Source organism: Klebsiella sp. WP3-W18-ESBL-02, from assembly GCF_014168815.1.
In the GTDB taxonomy this organism is placed as follows: Bacteria; Pseudomonadota; Gammaproteobacteria; order Enterobacterales; family Enterobacteriaceae; genus Kluyvera; species Kluyvera ascorbata_B.
In genome coordinates this window covers 4,635,557-4,651,036 of record NZ_AP021972.1, presented here as the reverse complement: position 1 = coordinate 4,651,036, position 15,480 = coordinate 4,635,557, and the positions used below count along the sequence as shown (strand labels likewise).

General features: G+C 56.9%; 14 protein-coding genes. 7 read left to right on the top strand and 7 right to left on the bottom strand.

The genetic code is table 11. From position 1 onward, the window contains the following. The first annotated feature begins 28 nt into the window (after positions 1–28). Positions 29–1,675, top strand: a complete 1,647-nt coding sequence (gene groL / locus H7R56_RS22405) for a chaperonin GroEL (RefSeq protein WP_106927411.1) — start codon at positions 29–31, stop codon at positions 1,673–1,675. A gap of 133 nt (positions 1,676–1,808) precedes the next feature. Then, the gene (locus tag H7R56_RS22400; protein ID WP_106927413.1) at positions 1,809–2,162 is read left to right on the top strand and encodes a DUF4156 domain-containing protein; all 354 of its coding nucleotides are present in this window, start codon (positions 1,809–1,811) and stop codon (positions 2,160–2,162) included. 79 nt (positions 2,163–2,241) lie between these two features. Here H7R56_RS22400 and epmB read toward each other — a convergent pair whose 3' ends face one another. Then, positions 2,242–3,270: an EF-P beta-lysylation protein EpmB gene (gene epmB, locus H7R56_RS22395; RefSeq protein ID WP_106927415.1), complete on the bottom strand. Its 1,029-nt coding sequence runs from the start codon at positions 3,268–3,270 to the stop codon at positions 2,242–2,244. A 40-nt stretch (positions 3,271–3,310) separates the two neighbouring features. Here epmB and efp point away from each other — a divergent pair, with 40 nt between their 5' ends. The 3 genes from efp to sugE all read left to right on the top strand — a co-directional run bounded on the left by efp (position 3,311) and on the right by sugE (position 4,658). Continuing rightward, on the top strand, positions 3,311–3,877 hold the full coding sequence (gene efp / locus H7R56_RS22390; RefSeq protein WP_003855940.1) for an elongation factor P: 567 nt from the start codon (positions 3,311–3,313) through the stop codon (positions 3,875–3,877). Positions 3,878–4,055: 178 nt separating this feature from the next. Next, complete coding sequence (ecnB, locus tag H7R56_RS22385) at positions 4,056–4,202, top strand: lipoprotein toxin entericidin B (protein ID WP_106927417.1); 147 nt, start codon at positions 4,056–4,058, stop codon at positions 4,200–4,202. Positions 4,203–4,340: 138 nt separating this feature from the next. Continuing rightward, positions 4,341–4,658, top strand: coding sequence for a quaternary ammonium compound efflux SMR transporter SugE (gene sugE / locus H7R56_RS22380; RefSeq protein WP_106927419.1), 318 nt, complete (start codon positions 4,341–4,343; stop codon positions 4,656–4,658). 129 nt (positions 4,659–4,787) lie between these two features. Here sugE and frdD read toward each other — a convergent pair whose 3' ends face one another. From frdD to frdA, 4 genes are read right to left on the bottom strand one after another with little or no spacing between them, the layout of a single operon-like run. Continuing rightward, positions 4,788–5,144 carry a fumarate reductase subunit FrdD gene (gene frdD, locus H7R56_RS22375; RefSeq protein WP_106927421.1) on the bottom strand — a complete coding sequence of 119 codons (357 nt, stop codon included), beginning with the start codon at positions 5,142–5,144 and terminating at the stop codon, positions 4,788–4,790. A 10-nt stretch (positions 5,145–5,154) separates the two neighbouring features. Continuing rightward, positions 5,155–5,550 carry a fumarate reductase subunit FrdC gene (gene frdC, locus H7R56_RS22370; protein WP_106927423.1) on the bottom strand — a complete coding sequence of 132 codons (396 nt, stop codon included), beginning with the start codon at positions 5,548–5,550 and terminating at the stop codon, positions 5,155–5,157. 10 nt (positions 5,551–5,560) lie between these two features. Further along, the gene (gene frdB, locus H7R56_RS22365; RefSeq protein ID WP_106927425.1) at positions 5,561–6,295 is read right to left on the bottom strand and encodes a fumarate reductase iron-sulfur protein; all 735 of its coding nucleotides are present in this window, start codon (positions 6,293–6,295) and stop codon (positions 5,561–5,563) included. Beyond that, positions 6,288–8,078: a fumarate reductase (quinol) flavoprotein subunit gene (frdA, locus tag H7R56_RS22360; RefSeq protein WP_106927427.1), complete on the bottom strand. Its 1,791-nt coding sequence runs from the start codon at positions 8,076–8,078 to the stop codon at positions 6,288–6,290. Before frdA ends, frdB begins: the two co-directional genes overlap by 8 nt. Positions 8,079–8,389: 311 nt before the next feature. Between frdA and epmA the strand changes: the two genes are divergently transcribed. Continuing rightward, positions 8,390–9,367 (top strand): elongation factor P--(R)-beta-lysine ligase, encoded by a 978-nt coding sequence (gene epmA / locus H7R56_RS22355; RefSeq protein ID WP_106927428.1) that lies wholly within the window; start codon positions 8,390–8,392, stop codon positions 9,365–9,367. A gap of 220 nt (positions 9,368–9,587) precedes the next feature. Continuing rightward, positions 9,588–11,102 (top strand): glutamate/gamma-aminobutyrate family transporter YjeM, encoded by a 1,515-nt coding sequence (gene yjeM, locus H7R56_RS22350; protein WP_106927430.1) that lies wholly within the window; start codon positions 9,588–9,590, stop codon positions 11,100–11,102. Positions 11,103–11,157: 55 nt separating this feature from the next. Here the strand turns inward: yjeM and mscM are convergent, their stop codons facing one another. Together mscM and asd are read right to left on the bottom strand one after the other, a co-directional pair. Further along, positions 11,158–14,481: a miniconductance mechanosensitive channel MscM gene (gene mscM / locus H7R56_RS22345; RefSeq protein WP_106927432.1), complete on the bottom strand. Its 3,324-nt coding sequence runs from the start codon at positions 14,479–14,481 to the stop codon at positions 11,158–11,160. 20 nt (positions 14,482–14,501) lie between these two features. Beyond that, a complete protein-coding gene (asd, locus tag H7R56_RS22340; protein WP_106927434.1) occupies positions 14,502–15,470 on the bottom strand; it encodes an archaetidylserine decarboxylase in 969 nt (322 codons plus the stop codon). Positions 15,471–15,480 lie beyond the last annotated feature (10 nt).

Sequence of the window (15,480 nt, the reverse complement as noted above, 5' to 3'; positions counted from 1 at the left end):
GCGCGAACGAATTTGAGGAATAGAAGAAATGGCAGCTAAAGACGTAAAATTTGGTAACGACGCACGTGTAAAAATGCTGCGCGGCGTTAACGTACTGGCAGATGCAGTTAAAGTGACCCTGGGCCCGAAAGGCCGTAACGTTGTTCTGGACAAATCCTTCGGCGCGCCGACCATCACGAAAGACGGCGTATCCGTAGCACGTGAAATCGAGCTGGAAGACAAGTTCGAAAACATGGGCGCACAGATGGTGAAAGAAGTTGCCTCTAAAGCGAACGACGCTGCAGGCGACGGTACCACCACCGCAACCGTACTGGCTCAGTCCATCATCACTGAAGGTCTGAAAGCCGTTGCTGCGGGCATGAACCCGATGGATCTGAAACGTGGTATCGACAAAGCTGTCGCTGCTGCCGTTGAAGAACTGAAAGCGCTGTCCGTACCGTGCTCCGACTCTAAAGCGATTGCTCAGGTTGGTACCATTTCCGCTAACTCCGACGAAACCGTAGGTAAACTGATCGCTGAAGCGATGGACAAAGTCGGTAAAGAAGGCGTGATCACCGTTGAAGACGGTACCGGTCTGGAAGACGAACTGGACGTGGTTGAAGGTATGCAGTTCGACCGTGGCTACCTGTCCCCGTACTTCATCAACAAGCCGGAAACCGGTGCTGTTGAGCTGGAAAGCCCGTTCATCCTGCTGGCGGACAAAAAAGTATCTAACATCCGCGAAATGCTGCCGGTTCTGGAAGCCGTTGCGAAAGCAGGCAAACCGCTGGTTATTATCGCTGAAGACGTTGAAGGCGAAGCGCTGGCTACTCTGGTGGTCAACACCATGCGTGGTATCGTGAAAGTCGCTGCTGTTAAAGCTCCTGGCTTCGGCGACCGTCGTAAAGCGATGCTGCAGGATATCGCTACCCTGACCGGCGGTACCGTTATCTCTGAAGAGATCGGTATGGAGCTGGAAAAAGCGACCCTGGAAGACCTGGGCCAGGCTAAACGCGTTGTGATCAACAAAGACACCACCACCATCATCGATGGCGTGGGTGAAGAAGCGGCAATTCAGGGCCGTGTTGCTCAGATCCGCAAACAGATTGAAGAAGCCACTTCTGACTACGACCGCGAAAAACTGCAGGAACGCGTAGCGAAACTGGCTGGCGGCGTTGCCGTTATCAAAGTCGGTGCTGCTACCGAAGTTGAAATGAAAGAGAAAAAAGCACGCGTTGACGATGCCCTGCACGCGACCCGTGCTGCGGTAGAAGAAGGTGTGGTTGCCGGTGGTGGTGTTGCCCTGGTTCGCGTTGCAGCGAAACTGTCTGGCCTGACCGCTCAGAACGAAGATCAGAACGTCGGTATCAAAGTTGCGCTGCGCGCAATGGAAGCACCGCTGCGTCAGATCGTCCTGAACGCCGGTGAAGAACCGTCTGTTGTGGCTAACGCGGTGAAAGCCGGTGAAGGTAACTACGGTTACAACGCGGCGACCGAAGAATACGGCAACATGATCGACTTCGGTATCCTGGACCCAACCAAAGTGACCCGTTCTGCTCTGCAGTACGCGGCTTCCGTTGCGGGCCTGATGATCACCACCGAGTGCATGGTGACCGACCTGCCGAAAGGCGACGCGCCTGATTTAGGTGCTGCTGGCGGTATGGGCGGCATGGGCGGTATGGGCGGCATGATGTAATCGTGCGCTATACCCCATAGAAATAAGAAACCCCCGGGCAGAAATGCTCGGGGGTTTTTCTTTTGGTCATCTTTTTAGTATAAGGTTTACACACGGACGACATGCGTCCAGCTCATTGATTATGGGGAATAACATGCAGGTAAAATATTTAGCAGGGATTGTCGGCGCAGCGCTGCTGCTTGCGGGCTGTAGCTCTACGACCGAGCTGACCGCATCGGGGCAGAATGTTCGCTTTGTTGAAGACAAACCGGGCGCTGAGTGCCAGCTGTTGGGGACGGCTAACGGCGCGCAGAGCAACTGGCTTTCCGGCCAGCAGGGCGCCGAAGGCGGCTCCATGCGCGGTGCGGCCAATGCACTGCGTAACCACGCGGCCGAAATGGGCGGCAACGTCATTTACGGCGTCAGCAGCCCAACGCAGGGTATGCTCTCGAGCTTTGTGCCGACCGACAGCGAAATGAACGGCCAGGTTTATAAATGCCCGAACTGATTGCTTTTGCCGGATAGCGTCTTGTTTATCCAGCGAACGGATTCTGGCCCAGGGCAGGCCGCTGCCTGCCCTGGGTCGCTTACCGTTGACGCAGCTGAAGATCCAGCGGCGTCTTACTCGGTTCCCCGCCGATTTCACGCGCCAGCTTCGGCACCATATAGCCGGATACCAGCGTCAACAGTTCCCGCATAATTTCCCGCGCCTCATCGTCGCTGACGAGGAAGTGGGCCGCGCCCTGAACTTTATCCAGCACGTGCAGGTAATACGGCATGACGCCGGCATCAAACAGCGCGTTGCTAAGGTTCGCCAGCGTTTGCGCATTATCGTTCACGCCGCGCAGCAGCACGCTCTGGTTGAGCAGCGTGACGCCAGCGCGGCGCAGGCGTGACATCGCCTGGCAAAACGTTGCGTCAATCTCATTGGCGTGATTGATGTGGTTCACCAGCAGAATTTGCAGTGAGGATTGCTCGAAGCGAGCGACCAGCGTATCGGTAATGCGAGCTGGGATAACGATCGGCAAACGGCTGTGGATGCGCAGGCGCTTAATGTGCGGGATAGACTCCAACTGGCTAAGCAGCCAGTCCAGTTCGTGGTCTTTGGCCATCAGCGGGTCGCCGCCGGAGAAGATGATTTCATCGAGCTCCGGATGTGCGCTTACGTAGTCGAGCGCCGCCTGCCAGTTACGCTTATTGCCCTGGTTTTCGGCATACGGGAAGTGGCGGCGGAAACAATAGCGACAATTTACCGCACAGCCGCCTTTCACCAGCAGCAGCGCGCGGTTGTGGTACTTGTGCAGTAAACCGGGCACAACGCTGTGCTGTTCTTCCAGCGGATCGGTGGAGAATCCCGGTGCAGCGATAAACTCTTCCTGCGAGGTAAGTACCTGACGTAAAAGAGGATCGTTCGGGTTGCCTTTCTCCATTCGCGCCACGAATGCGCGCGGGACGCGCAGGGCGAAAAGGCGCTTAGCGTCACGGCCAGCGAGCAAATTTTCATCGGCGTCTATATTCAACAGACGGAATAGTTCATCCGGATCGGTGAGAACATCGGCAAGTTGCATCAACCAATCTTCTCTGGATGGGGTATTTAGGGTTACAATATGCGCCATTTTGTGGCTTAGCTACCATTTAACAATTTCAGAGGGCCTTATGGCGACTTACTATAGCAACGATTTTCGTGCTGGTCTTAAAATCATGATGGACGGCGAACCGTACGCGGTTGAAGCCAGTGAATTCGTTAAACCGGGTAAAGGTCAGGCATTCGCACGCGTTAAGCTGCGCCGCCTGCTGACCGGCACTCGCGTAGAGAAAACCTTCAAGTCTACTGACTCCGCTGAAGGCGCTGACGTAGTGGATATGAACCTGACTTACCTGTACAACGATGGTGAGTTCTGGCACTTCATGAACAACGAAACCTTCGAACAGCTGTCTGCTGATGCGAAAGCGATCGGTGACAACGCGAAATGGCTGCTGGATCAGGCTGAGTGCATCGTCACCCTGTGGAACGGCCAGCCGATCGCCGTGACCCCGCCGAACTTCGTTGAGCTGGAAATCGTGGAAACCGATCCAGGTCTGAAAGGCGACACCGCAGGTACTGGCGGCAAGCCGGCAACCCTGTCCACTGGCGCTGTGGTTAAAGTTCCGCTGTTCGTTCAGATTGGCGAAGTGATCAAAGTGGATACTCGCTCCGGCGAATACGTATCCCGCGTGAAATAATTCATGCGTTGATCCGTTCGGCGCAGCAGCGATGCTGCGCCAGCCTACCTTCTGATTTGCCCCCACCCGTTTCCCGCTTCGTCTTCGTCTGAAAAAAATCGCCGAGATCCCGCATCCTGTATGAAGTTGTCTATGCTTATGAAGCAAGATAACGATAACTGACACAAAGGATGACATTATGGTGAAAAAAGCGATTGCAGCGTTTTTTACAGTTCTGGCGCTTTCCTCTGTACTCACGGCCTGTAATACCACACGCGGTATTGGGCAGGATATTTCGGACGGCGGTAGCGCGATTTCAGGGGCAGCGACGAAAGCGCAGCAATAAATCCGGACCGACGGTATGGCGCTCTGTTGTACCGTCGTTTTTTGTCACCTATACTGACGGCGTTTCATTTCAACACCTTGCGGGACGACCCGTAAGCGTATCGCATCCGGGGACGGCCCCATGATTATGGAGCCTGTTATGCCTTGGCTAATTCTGTTTATTGCCGGCCTTCTCGAAGTCGTCTGGGCCGTTGGCCTCAAATACACCCATGGCTTTAGCCGCCTGGTACCAAGCGTTATCACCGCTGTGGCGATGATTGCCAGCATGGCGTTGCTATCGTGGGCAATGAAAAGCCTGCCGGTGGGGACTGCCTATGCGGTGTGGACGGGGATTGGCGCGGTGGGTGCGGCGATTACCGGCATTTTGCTGTTAGGCGAATCCGCCAGTCCAATGCGCATTGCGAGCCTCGCGTTGATTGTGCTGGGAATTATTGGCCTGAAGATGAGCGCACATTAACAATCAACAGGCCCCGGAGAGAGGGGCCATGTAGGCCGGATAAGGCGTAGCCGCCATCCGGCAATGTGCTCTGCGTGCCTGATGGCGCTGCGCTTATCCGGCCTACAAGCCCCGCACAGCGCCAATGGGTTAAATAAACAGCACGCCGACCAGCGTAACGACCGTCAGAATGGCCGCCAGACCGTAGAATACCCACTTACCGTTCGGCACATGGATTTTCAGGTCGTGCATTGCGTGGTGAATACGGTGTAAACCGCACCACAGCGGCAGAACAATCATCAGGAACAGAAACGCGCGGCCAATCAGGCTATGCGCGAACGCGTACACGCGTTCATAGGTGAAGGCGTCGCCAGAGGCCATCAGCGGCAGCAGAATGCCCACCAGCAGCACCATGACCGGTGCGACAATTGCGCTCCACATACCGCCCGCGCCGAACAGGCCCCAGAATACCGGCTCATCGGAACGTTTTGGATTAGGGTTAATCATGCCAGTCTCCTTACCAGAACAGGGCGATAAACAGAATCACCACGCTGACCACCGCGGTCACCACCCAGAGCCCCTTGATAATTGGCTCCGGCCCCATTTTTTCGCCTTTCACGATGATATTGGCGGCTTTAGGCGCCAGCTCAAACCAGGTTTTAGTATGCAGCAGCGCGGCGGCCAGGGTAATCAAGTTCAGCACAACCACGATCGGGTTTTGCAGAAAACCGACGTAGCCGGCCCAGCTTTCGGCGCCGTGCTTAAGCGCAAACAGGCCGTAAATCAGCACGATGCTGAACCACACCGTTGGCACCGCGGTGCCTTCACGCAGCATATAGAAGCGATAAAACGGCAGCTTTTTCCACCAGGTGGACGGCATTGGCCGTACATAGGGTTTGCGTTTAGTCGTCATCATGCACTCCTTAGCGTGGTTTCAGGGTTGCGATAAGAAAGTCTTTCGAGCTTTCTACTTTACCCTGCTGAATAGCGGCGGCCGGATCGACGTGTTTCGGGCACACTTCGGAGCAATAGCCGACGAAGGTACAGGTCCAGACGCCATTCTGGCCGTTCAGCTGCGCCATACGTTCCTTCTTGCCGTGGTCGCGGCTGTCTTCGTTGTAGCGATGCGCCAGGGTAATCGCCGCTGGGCCAATGAACTCTGGATTCAGGCCAAACTGCGGGCAGGCGGCATAGCACAGACCGCAGTTGATGCAGCCGGAGAACTGGTGGTACTTCGCCATCTGCGCCGGGGTCTGGGTGTTTGGCCCCTGATCCGGCGTGCGCGGGTTGCCGATGATGTACGGCTTAATCGCTTCCAGACTCTCGATGAAGTGGGTCATGTCGACCACCAGATCGCGCTCGATAGGGAAGTTCGCCAGCGCCTCGACCTTGATTCCTTTGGTGTATTCACGCAGGAAGGTTTTACAGGCGAGCTTCGGCACCTTGTTGACCATCATGCCGCAGGAGCCGCAGATAGCCATACGGCAGGACCAGCGATAGCTCAGGTCCGGCGCGAGGTTATCTTTGATGTAACCCAGCGCATCGAGCAGCGAGGTCTGCTCATCGTAAGGCACTTCATAGAAGGCGCTGTGCGGTGCGCTGTCCACTTCCGGGTTATAGCGCACAATCTCAATTTTTAAATTCTTCATCTCAGCCATTCGCCGTCTCCTTCTTCTCGGCCGCTTCAGCTTCTGCGCCGTACACGCGTTTTGCCGGTGGCAGGCTCGTGATCTTCACATCGCTGTAGTCGAGGCGAGTGGTGCCGTCGGCGTCGCGGAAGGCGAGGGTATGCTTGAGGAAGTTAACGTCGTCACGCTCGGTGCAGCCTTCGTCCAGACGCTGGTGCGCGCCGCGGGACTCTTTACGCGCCATGGCGGAATGCGCCATACATTCGGCAACGTTCAGACCGTGGCCCAGCTCGATGGTGTAGAGCAGGTCGGTATTGAACACGCTGGAAGTGTCGGTGATGCGTACGCGCTTGAAGCGTTCCTGCAGCTCGGCCAGTTTATCGATGGTTTTCTGCATCAGCTCTGGCGTACGGTAGATACCGCAGCCTTCTTCCATCGACAGACCCATTTCGTCGCGTATTTTCGACCAGTTTTCATTACCTTCCTGGTTCACCAGCGCTTTCAGGCGGTTTTCGATGTCGCTGACCTGCGCGTCCAGCGCGCTGCCGTTGGCTTCACCGACCGTGGCCGCGCGGGCCATCGCCTGTTCACCGGCCATGCGGCCAAACACCACCAGCTCCGCCAGCGAGTTGGAGCCCAGACGGTTGGCGCCGTGCAGACCCACGGAGGAACATTCGCCGACGGCAAACAGCCCTTTGATGCGGGTTTCGCACTGCTGATCGGTTTCGATGCCGCCCATGGTGTAGTGCGCGGTTGGACGTACCGGAATTGGCTCTTTCACCGGATCGACACCCACGTAGGCTTTCGCCAGCTCGCAGATAAATGGCAGACGCTCCAGCAGCTTTTTCTCGCCAAGGTGACGCAGGTCGAGATAGACCACATCGCCGCGCGGCGTTGGGATGGTGTTGCCTTTGCGCCATTCGTGCCAGAAGGCCTGGGAAACTTTGTCGCGCGGACCCAGCTCCATATATTTGTTCTTCGGCTCGCCCAGCGGTGTTTCCGGGCCCATACCGTAGTCCTGCAGATAGCGGTAGCCATTCTTGTTGACCAGAATACCGCCTTCACCGCGGCAGCCTTCGGTCATCAGGATACCGGAGCCCGGCAGGCCGGTCGGGTGATACTGAACGAATTCCATGTCGCGCAGCGGTACGCCGTGGCTTAATGCCATGCCCATACCGTCACCGGTGACGATGCCGCCGTTGGTGTTGTAACGGTACACGCGGCCTGCGCCGCCGGTCGCCATGACCACCGCGTTGGCGCGAATCTGCACCAGCGTGCCTTCCATCATGTTCATCGCGACCAGGCCACGGGCCTGACCGTCATCGACCAGAATGTCAAGGACGAAGTGTTCGTCAAAGCGCTGAATTTGCGGGAACTGTAAGGAGGTCTGGAACAGGGTGTGCAGCATGTGGAAGCCGGTTTTATCGGCGGCGAACCAGGTACGCTCTATCTTCATCCCGCCGAAGCGGCGGACGTTCACGCTGCCGTCGGGACGACGGCTCCACGGACAGCCCCACTGTTCAAGCTGGGTCATTTCTGTCGGGCAGTGGTGAACGAAGTAATCAACGACATCCTGTTCGCAAAGCCAGTCGCCGCCGGCGACGGTGTCGTGAAAATGGTAGTCGAAGCTATCATGATCCTGTGCGACGGCAGCGGACCCGCCTTCAGCAGCAACCGTGTGGCTGCGCATAGGATAGACTTTTGATATCAAAGCAATTTTGGCTTTCGGGTTGGCCTGAGCGGCTGCGATTGCAGCGCGTAGTCCCGCTCCGCCTGCGCCTATAATGGCTAGATCGGCTTGAAAGGTTTGCACGACATTCCTCCAGATTTTTGTTATTTCACAACACGCTACGTGGGGGGATATCACGTGGCCTGCGCAAAAACGTTTCCACTGCTCCTTTATGGGTAAGGCAGTATACCCGTCGGGTTAATAAGGAAATTTGATGTGTTCGATTTTTTTGTCGTTAAGTGCGGTTTATTTATCACTGTAGCTGATGAATTAGGTTCTCGAATTACATAAAAAAATCTTCTTTCCTGCTCGACGAGAAATTACTGAGCAATATTTGTGTCGTGTGCGGCTTGCGGGTAGACTTCGTGCCCTTGTCTGTAATCGGAGAAAAAACCATGAGCGAGACGGCAACCTGGCAGCCGAGCGCATCCATTTCTAACCTGTTGAAGCGTGCGGCACTGATGACGGAGATCCGTCGTTTCTTTGCTGACCGCGGCGTGCTGGAAGTGGAAACGCCCTGTATGAGCCAGGCGACGGTGACTGACGTACATCTGGTCCCGTTTGAAACGCGTTTCGTCGGTCCGGGGCATTCTCAGGGAATGAACCTCTATCTGATGACCAGCCCGGAATATCATATGAAGCGCCTGCTGGCAGCAGGATGCGGCCCCGTTTTCCAGCTGTGCCGTAGCTTCCGCAATGAAGAGATGGGCCGTCACCATAACCCTGAATTTACGATGCTGGAGTGGTATCGTCCGCACTTCGATATGTATCGACTGATCAACGAAGTTGACGATCTGCTGCAGCAGGTGCTCGAGTGCCAGCCGGCGGAAAGCCTCTCTTATCAGCAGGCCTTCCAGCGTCATCTGGAAATTGACCCGCTGTCGGCGGATAAAACCCAGCTGCGTGAAGCCGCGGCGAAGCTCGACCTGAGCAACGTGGCTGATACAGAAGAAGACCGCGATACCTTGCTGCAACTGCTGTTTGCTTTCGGCGTAGAGCCGCACATCGGCAAAGAGCGTCCGACGTTTGTCTACCACTTCCCGGCAAGCCAGGCATCGCTGGCACAGATTAGCGCTGAGGATCACCGTGTGGCCGAGCGTTTTGAGGTTTACTTCAAGGGAATGGAGCTGGCTAACGGCTTCCACGAGCTGACCGATGCCCGCGAACAGCAGCAGCGTTTTGAGCAGGATAACCGTAAGCGCGCCGCGCGCGGCCTGCCGGTGCAGCCGATCGATCAAAACCTGCTGGACGCGCTGGCGGCTGGCCTGCCTGACTGCTCCGGCGTGGCGCTGGGCGTTGACCGTCTGGTCATGCTGGCGCTGGGCGTTGAAACCCTGGCCGAAGTCCTGGCGTTTAGCGTCGATCGGGCATAAATCTGATTTCGTACTTTTTTACAAAATAAAATGGCGCTAAATGCGCCATTTTCCAATTTTATATCCACAAACCACTCTTCTGGCCACAATATTTGTCTGGTTGTTTGCTATCATCCGGCCCGCATTTCTACGCGTCGATTTTCCGCTGCCTTGTCGCTGACGAGCTCGCAGCGCGCTGTCCTGTCGACGGGAAAAACGATTCAGAGTTAGGGAAGGTTACATGACCCAATCAATAAAAAAGATGAGCCTGATGGGCCTCATCCTGATGATATTTACTTCAGTTTTTGGTTTCGCTAATAGTCCGTCGGCGTTTTATCTGATGGGCTATAGCGCGATCGCCTGGTATATTTTTTCCGCCTTATTATTCTTCATTCCATTTGCCTTAATGATGGCTGAAATGGGCTCCGCCTATCGCAAAGAAGAGGGCGGCATTTATTCCTGGATGAATAACAGCGTCGGGCCGCGTTACGCCTTTATCGGCACGTTTATGTGGTTCTCTTCGTACGTTATCTGGATGGTCAGCACCTCAGCAAAAGTGTGGGTGCCGTTTTCAACCTTCCTGTTTGGTGCGGATATGACGCAGCGCTGGAGCATGGCCGGCCTGCAGTCGACGCAGGTGGTCGGGCTGTTGGCGGTGGTATGGATGGTGCTGGTGACCACGATTGCGGCGAAAGGGATTAATAAAATCGCGCGTATTACCGCCGTTGGCGGTATTGCCGTGATGTGCCTGAATCTCGTTTTACTGTGCGTCAGTATCGCGATTTTGTTATTAAACGGCGGCCAGTTCGCTCAGCCGCTGAATTTTACCGCGTCACCTCACCCGGGCTATCAATCCGGTCTGGCGGTATTGTCGTTTGTGGTGTTTGCTATTTTCGCGTACGGCGGTATTGAAGCCGTTGGCGGGCTGGTGGATAAAACCGATAAACCGGAAAAGAACTTCGCAAAAGGCATTGTCTTCGCCGCGATCGTCATTTCGATTGGCTATTCGCTGGCGATTTTCCTGTGGGGCGTAAGCACTAACTGGCAGCAAATTCTCAGCGACCGCTCGGTGAACCTTGGCAACATTACCTACGTGCTGATGACCAGCCTTGGCTCAACGCTGGGTCAGGCGCTGAACCTGTCGCCGGAAGCGGCGGCTGCCGTGGGGGTATGGTTTGCCCGTATTACCGGCCTGTCGATGTTTCTCGCCTATACCGGTGCGTTCTTTACGCTGAGCTATTCGCCGTTGAAGGCGATTATTCAGGGCACACCGAAGGCGCTGTGGCCGGCGTCCATGACTCGCCTGAACGAAAACGGGATGCCGTCAACGGCGATGTGGATGCAGTGCGCGCTGGTGAGCCTGTTCATCCTGCTGGTGTCGTTCGGCGGTGATACTGCCTCGGCGTTTTACAACAAGCTGACGCTGATGGCGAATGTCTCGATGACCCTGCCGTATCTGTTCCTGGCGCTGGCCTTCCCTTTCTTTAAAGCCAGGGCCGATCTCGAACGCCCGTTCGTGATTTTCAAAACCCGGCTGTCGACCCTGCTGGCCACGACCGTGGTGGTCCTGGTGGTGAGCTTTGCGAACCTGTTTACCGTTATTCAGCCGGTAATCGAAGCCGGAGACTGGAGCAGCGCGCTGTGGATGATTGGCGGGCCAATCTTCTTCTCGCTGCTGGCGATGAGTATCTATGAGCGCTATAGCCGCCGCGTGAACGGCCAGCCGAGCCTGGCGGAATGCCCAACCAGCGAATAAGCACCTAATGGCCCCCTCACCCTTAAAAAGGGAGAGGGGGAGACTGAACCCGCTGTTACAAGCTTCCCGGCTTGCGGCTAGCGCGGCCAGTGGAGGTCAGAGTGGTCGATGACTTCTTGCCGTTCATGCTCTCCAGACGCATCTGGAACGGTGGGAACGGCATATCAATACCGTGCTCGCGGAAGCCTGCCAGAATCAGCTGATGCAGCTCGTGGCGCAGCGGCATGCGGTGGCCCATCTCGGCGGCGTAGATACGCAGCTCGAAAATCTGAATTCCCTGCTGTAAATCCACAAGGAACGCTTCTGGCGCAGGTGTATCAATCACCAATGAACAGCGGTGCGCGGCGGTTAGCAGAATCTGTGCTACCTCCTCACTGTTGGCGTCCGACGGCGCAGGGATGCTTAGCACCACGCGAGTTACCGAATCCGACAGCGACCAGTTGATGAACTGTTCGGTGATAAAGGCCTTGTTCGGCACGATAATCTCTTTGCGATCCCAGTCACTGATGGTGGTGGCGCGGGTGTTAATACGCGTGACGCTGCCGGTTAAATCACGAATCGTCACCGTGTCGCCGATACGAATCGGTTTCTCAAACAGGATGATCAGGCCGGAGATAAAGTTGGCAAAGATCTCCTGTAAGCCAAAGCCGAGACCGACACCGAGCGCGGCGACCAGCCACTGTAGTTTCGACCATTCGATTCCCAGCAGCGAGAAGCCCATCAGGCCGCCAATCATCATCAGAATATACTTGGTGATGGTGGTAATAGCGTAGCCGGTGCCCGGCGTCAGCGACAGGTGTTGCAAAATAGCCAGTTCCAGCAGCGCTGGCAGATTGCGCACCAGCTGAGTCGTGATGATAAGCACCAGAATGGCAATCAGCACGGCGCCCAGAGTGATCGGCTCAATGCTCTCTACGCCTTGTACCGTTGAGGTAACGTCCCACAGCGAAATATTTTCCAGGAAGCCAAACGCCGAGTGGATTTCAGACCACAGGATAATGACCGAGACCAGCGCAACCAGCATCAGAATCGAGCGTACCAGGCGCAGCGACTGTTCGCTGATGGTATCGAGGTTGACTTCGCTCACCTCCATCTCGGCCGATCCTTCGAGGCTGGTTGCATGCGGTTCTTCTTCCCCACGGGCGCGGTGCGCCAGCATCTCCGCGCGCTTGTGCTTAGCACGATCAAAGGCCAGACGACGGCGCTGAATCAGCATCCAGCGGCGGATGACGTGATAAATGACCAGCAGCAGGAACCAGATAGCGACCGAGGTTTCCAGTCGCGCCAGCAGAGCCTGAGCGGTTGCCAGATAGCCTACGGCGGCGGCGAAAATGGCGACCAGCGGGGCGCCGATCATCAGGTTCCACAGCAGCAGGTTGATACGGTTTTCGCCGCTGCCTTCTTTGTCGAGATACAGTGGAATTCCGGCGCGCTTGAGGCTCAGCGTGACGATCGCCAGCGCGCCGCAGATCAAGATAAAACACAGCCTGCCGAGCGATGCGGAGAATTCACGATCGTTGAGATTATCGAACATGATCAGCGCCATAATCAGCGGCACGATAAAGCCGATGCTCATCAGGTAGTAGCGCATAGCGCGCGCGACGCGGTGCTGTGGCCAGCCAAAGTGCACGATAAACAGGCCGTTGGTGCGGGCAAAGGCGGCGCAGATCATGACAACCCACAGCAGCGGGACGGTGGCGGTGACGCCGTCGCCAATCGCTACGGCGAGCGGATAGGGCCACGCCTCCTGAAGGCCGTAGCCGAGCGTAGCCCACAGCACCGGCAGCGGCGAGGCGACCAGAATCGACCAGAATACCGTGCGCATGGTCAGCCAGAAATGGTCCTGAGTGACTTTCCCGACGCGGGCGCTGGAGCGCTCGAGGAAACGCGTGAAGTGCTTTCTGGAGCTGATACTAAAGCCAACCAGCAGCAGCGCGGCAAACAGTGGGATCAGCGTCTGACGGCTGGTGAGCATCATCATGCTGGCTTTGCCTAACTGGCTGAAGGTATCCAGTGAAATCAGACGCCGCAGGTCCTGCGCGATTTCAAGCGGCCAGTTGAAATCGATCGGGCGGACGTCGGAGGTCCAGAACAGATAGCGGTGGGTGGCTTCGTTGACCTCTTTCAGCGCGTCTTCCAACTGGCTGTTGGAGACTTTCAGCTTGGTCAGTTCGAGAATCAGCGTATCTCCGCCCTGAAGCAACGAGTTCAGCAGCTCGCGCTGGGTCCGCAGCTGGGCTTCGAGAATACGGTTTTCTTCAGTGGTCAGCGGCTGACCATCGGCCTGGCGAATTTGCCGCAGCTGCGGCTGTTTGTTAAGGAGATCCTCGTAGCGCAGGCGGTGGACACGCAGCTGCGCCATTTCCGTATCGAGCTGCTGAGGTTTAGGCATCTCTGGCAGCCTGGCGACCTGCGCGCGCAGGGCTTCGCCCAGCAGGTTTGATGAGCCCAGCCATTGAGACTGCTCGCGCAGCGTGTTCAGCGCCTGACGCACCTGTAGCGTCTGGTTAGCGGCCTGGCGTTGCTGAGAGGCGACCAGGTCCATTCGCTGGGCCTGCTGGTTCAGCGCCTGCGACAGCTCGCGGTTAATTCTGAATTGCTCCACGATACCGGCTGGCAGATTTTCGCTGTTTTCCGCCAGCAGTTCGGTGCTTTCCAGCGCGCGCTCGGCTTCACGCTGGCGCTGGCTGTTGAGCTGGTTACGTAGCGCCTGCAGATAAGCATCGAGCTGCTCGCTTTGCTTCTGTGCGAGCTCGGAGCGCATTCGCGCGAGTTCCTGGCGGTTGTTGGCGGACAGCTGCGCCAGCTCCAGTTCATCGACCAGCGCTTTAAGCTTGCTGGCGTCGGCCTGCAGGCTAAGGGCTTGCGCTTGCGCCAGCGGCGTATTGCCGGTCTGCGTCCCCATACGGCGCTCCACATCGTTCAACTGACGGCGTGCGTCGGTCTGCTGTTGCGGCAGCTGGTTTAGGGAGTCGGCGATATCGCGGGCGCGTTCCTGCTCCTGCTGGGCCAGACGGCTCTTCTCCAGCAACTGGCTGCTGATCTGTAAAATTTCCTGATTCAGCGCGTCGGTGGTGATGCCTTCCGGCACCTGGCGCGGGTCATCGCGCAGGTTGTTGAGCTGATTGCGAAGCGTCTGGGAGAGCTTGGGAAAGTTGTCGATAACCTGCTGGTACTGCGCGGCCCGCTCGCGCGAGCCTTTTTGCTCTTCAAGCGCGGTGAGGGCGCTTTGCAGCGCCTCGACGGTTTCAGGCTGGGCGGGCTTAGCCGCCTTCGCCTGTTCTAATTCCTGGGCAATTTGCCGGGCGTTGGGGGCCGTCGCTGCGTACGCCCCCTGGCTGAGGCACCAGGCCATCAGTAAAGTGATAATCAGGCGCACGTCAGACCCTTATTCAGTAATTAGCTTTTTTCTTGCGTATCGTCGGCCTGCGGCACAACGTCCTGCTCAACCACCGTTTCGACGACTGGCTCAGCGACCACCTCAGCGGCGGGCTCAGCGACGGCTTCGGTCGAAACGGCCAGCGGCTCACCCAGACGGGTGACGGAGAGGTTTTGCAGATGTTCAACCAGCGTCACTTTGCCCGGCGCGAACAGGTTAATCACCGTTGAGCCCAGCTTGAAGCGACCCATTTCCTGGCCTTTGAGCAGCGCGATGGAGCCTTCCCGATCGCCCGCTGGATAGGTCCAGCGCTTGATGATGCCGTCACGCGGCGGGGTCACGGTGCCGGACCAGACGGTTTCGATGCTGCCGACGATCGTCGCGCCGACCAGAATCTGCGCCATCGGGCCAAATTCGGTATCGAACAGGCAGATAACGCGTTCGTTGCGGGCAAACAGATTCGGTACGTTCTGCGCGGTCAGGTGGTTCACAGAGAACAGATCGCCCGGTACGTAGATCATTTCACGCAGGATACCGTTGCACGGCATGTGGACGCGGTGGTAGTCACGCGGCGACAGGTAGGTGGTGGCAAACGTGCCGTTACGGAACAGGTCGGCCATGATGTAGTTACCGGCCAGCAGCGCTTCCAGCGTGTAGTCGTGGCCTTTCGCCTGCAGAATTTTGTCGCCTTCAATCGCACCCAACTGGCTGATGGCGCCGTCGGCCGGCATCACCAGCACGCTTGGGTCGGTGTTGATCGTGCGGACATCTTCACGCAGCGGGCGAACGAAGAAATCGTTAAAGGTGCGATAGCTGGCGGTATCCGGCTTCTGCGCCTCTTTCATATCCACCTTGTAGAACTTCACGAACAGATCGATAACCAGTTTGGTCAGCCATCCCGCTCGTTTGCTCGCACCCCAGCCTGCGAGACGCGTAAGCCACAGTTTAGGCAGAATGTATTGCAGTGAAAGTTTAAACGAGTTTAACAAGGTAGCCTCC

Excerpts from the sequence above, each read along its gene's own strand:
- frdD (WP_106927421.1), bottom strand. The coding sequence starts at position 5,144 with ATGATTAACCCTAATCCAAAACGTTCCGATGAGCCGGTATTCTGGGGC.
- epmA (WP_106927428.1), top strand. The coding sequence starts at position 8,390 with ATGAGCGAGACGGCAACCTGGCAGCCGAGCGCATCCATTTCTAACCTG.
- H7R56_RS22400 (WP_106927413.1), top strand. The coding sequence starts at position 1,809 with ATGCAGGTAAAATATTTAGCAGGGATTGTCGGCGCAGCGCTGCTGCTT.
- ecnB (WP_106927417.1), top strand. The coding sequence starts at position 4,056 with ATGGTGAAAAAAGCGATTGCAGCGTTTTTTACAGTTCTGGCGCTTTCC.
- yjeM (WP_106927430.1), top strand. The coding sequence starts at position 9,588 with ATGACCCAATCAATAAAAAAGATGAGCCTGATGGGCCTCATCCTGATG.
- epmB (WP_106927415.1), bottom strand. The coding sequence starts at position 3,270 with ATGGCGCATATTGTAACCCTAAATACCCCATCCAGAGAAGATTGGTTG.
- groL (WP_106927411.1), top strand. The coding sequence starts at position 29 with ATGGCAGCTAAAGACGTAAAATTTGGTAACGACGCACGTGTAAAAATG.
- frdB (WP_106927425.1), bottom strand. The coding sequence starts at position 6,295 with ATGGCTGAGATGAAGAATTTAAAAATTGAGATTGTGCGCTATAACCCG.
- efp (WP_003855940.1), top strand. The coding sequence starts at position 3,311 with ATGGCGACTTACTATAGCAACGATTTTCGTGCTGGTCTTAAAATCATG.
- sugE (WP_106927419.1), top strand. The coding sequence starts at position 4,341 with ATGCCTTGGCTAATTCTGTTTATTGCCGGCCTTCTCGAAGTCGTCTGG.
- frdC (WP_106927423.1), bottom strand. The coding sequence starts at position 5,550 with ATGACGACTAAACGCAAACCCTATGTACGGCCAATGCCGTCCACCTGG.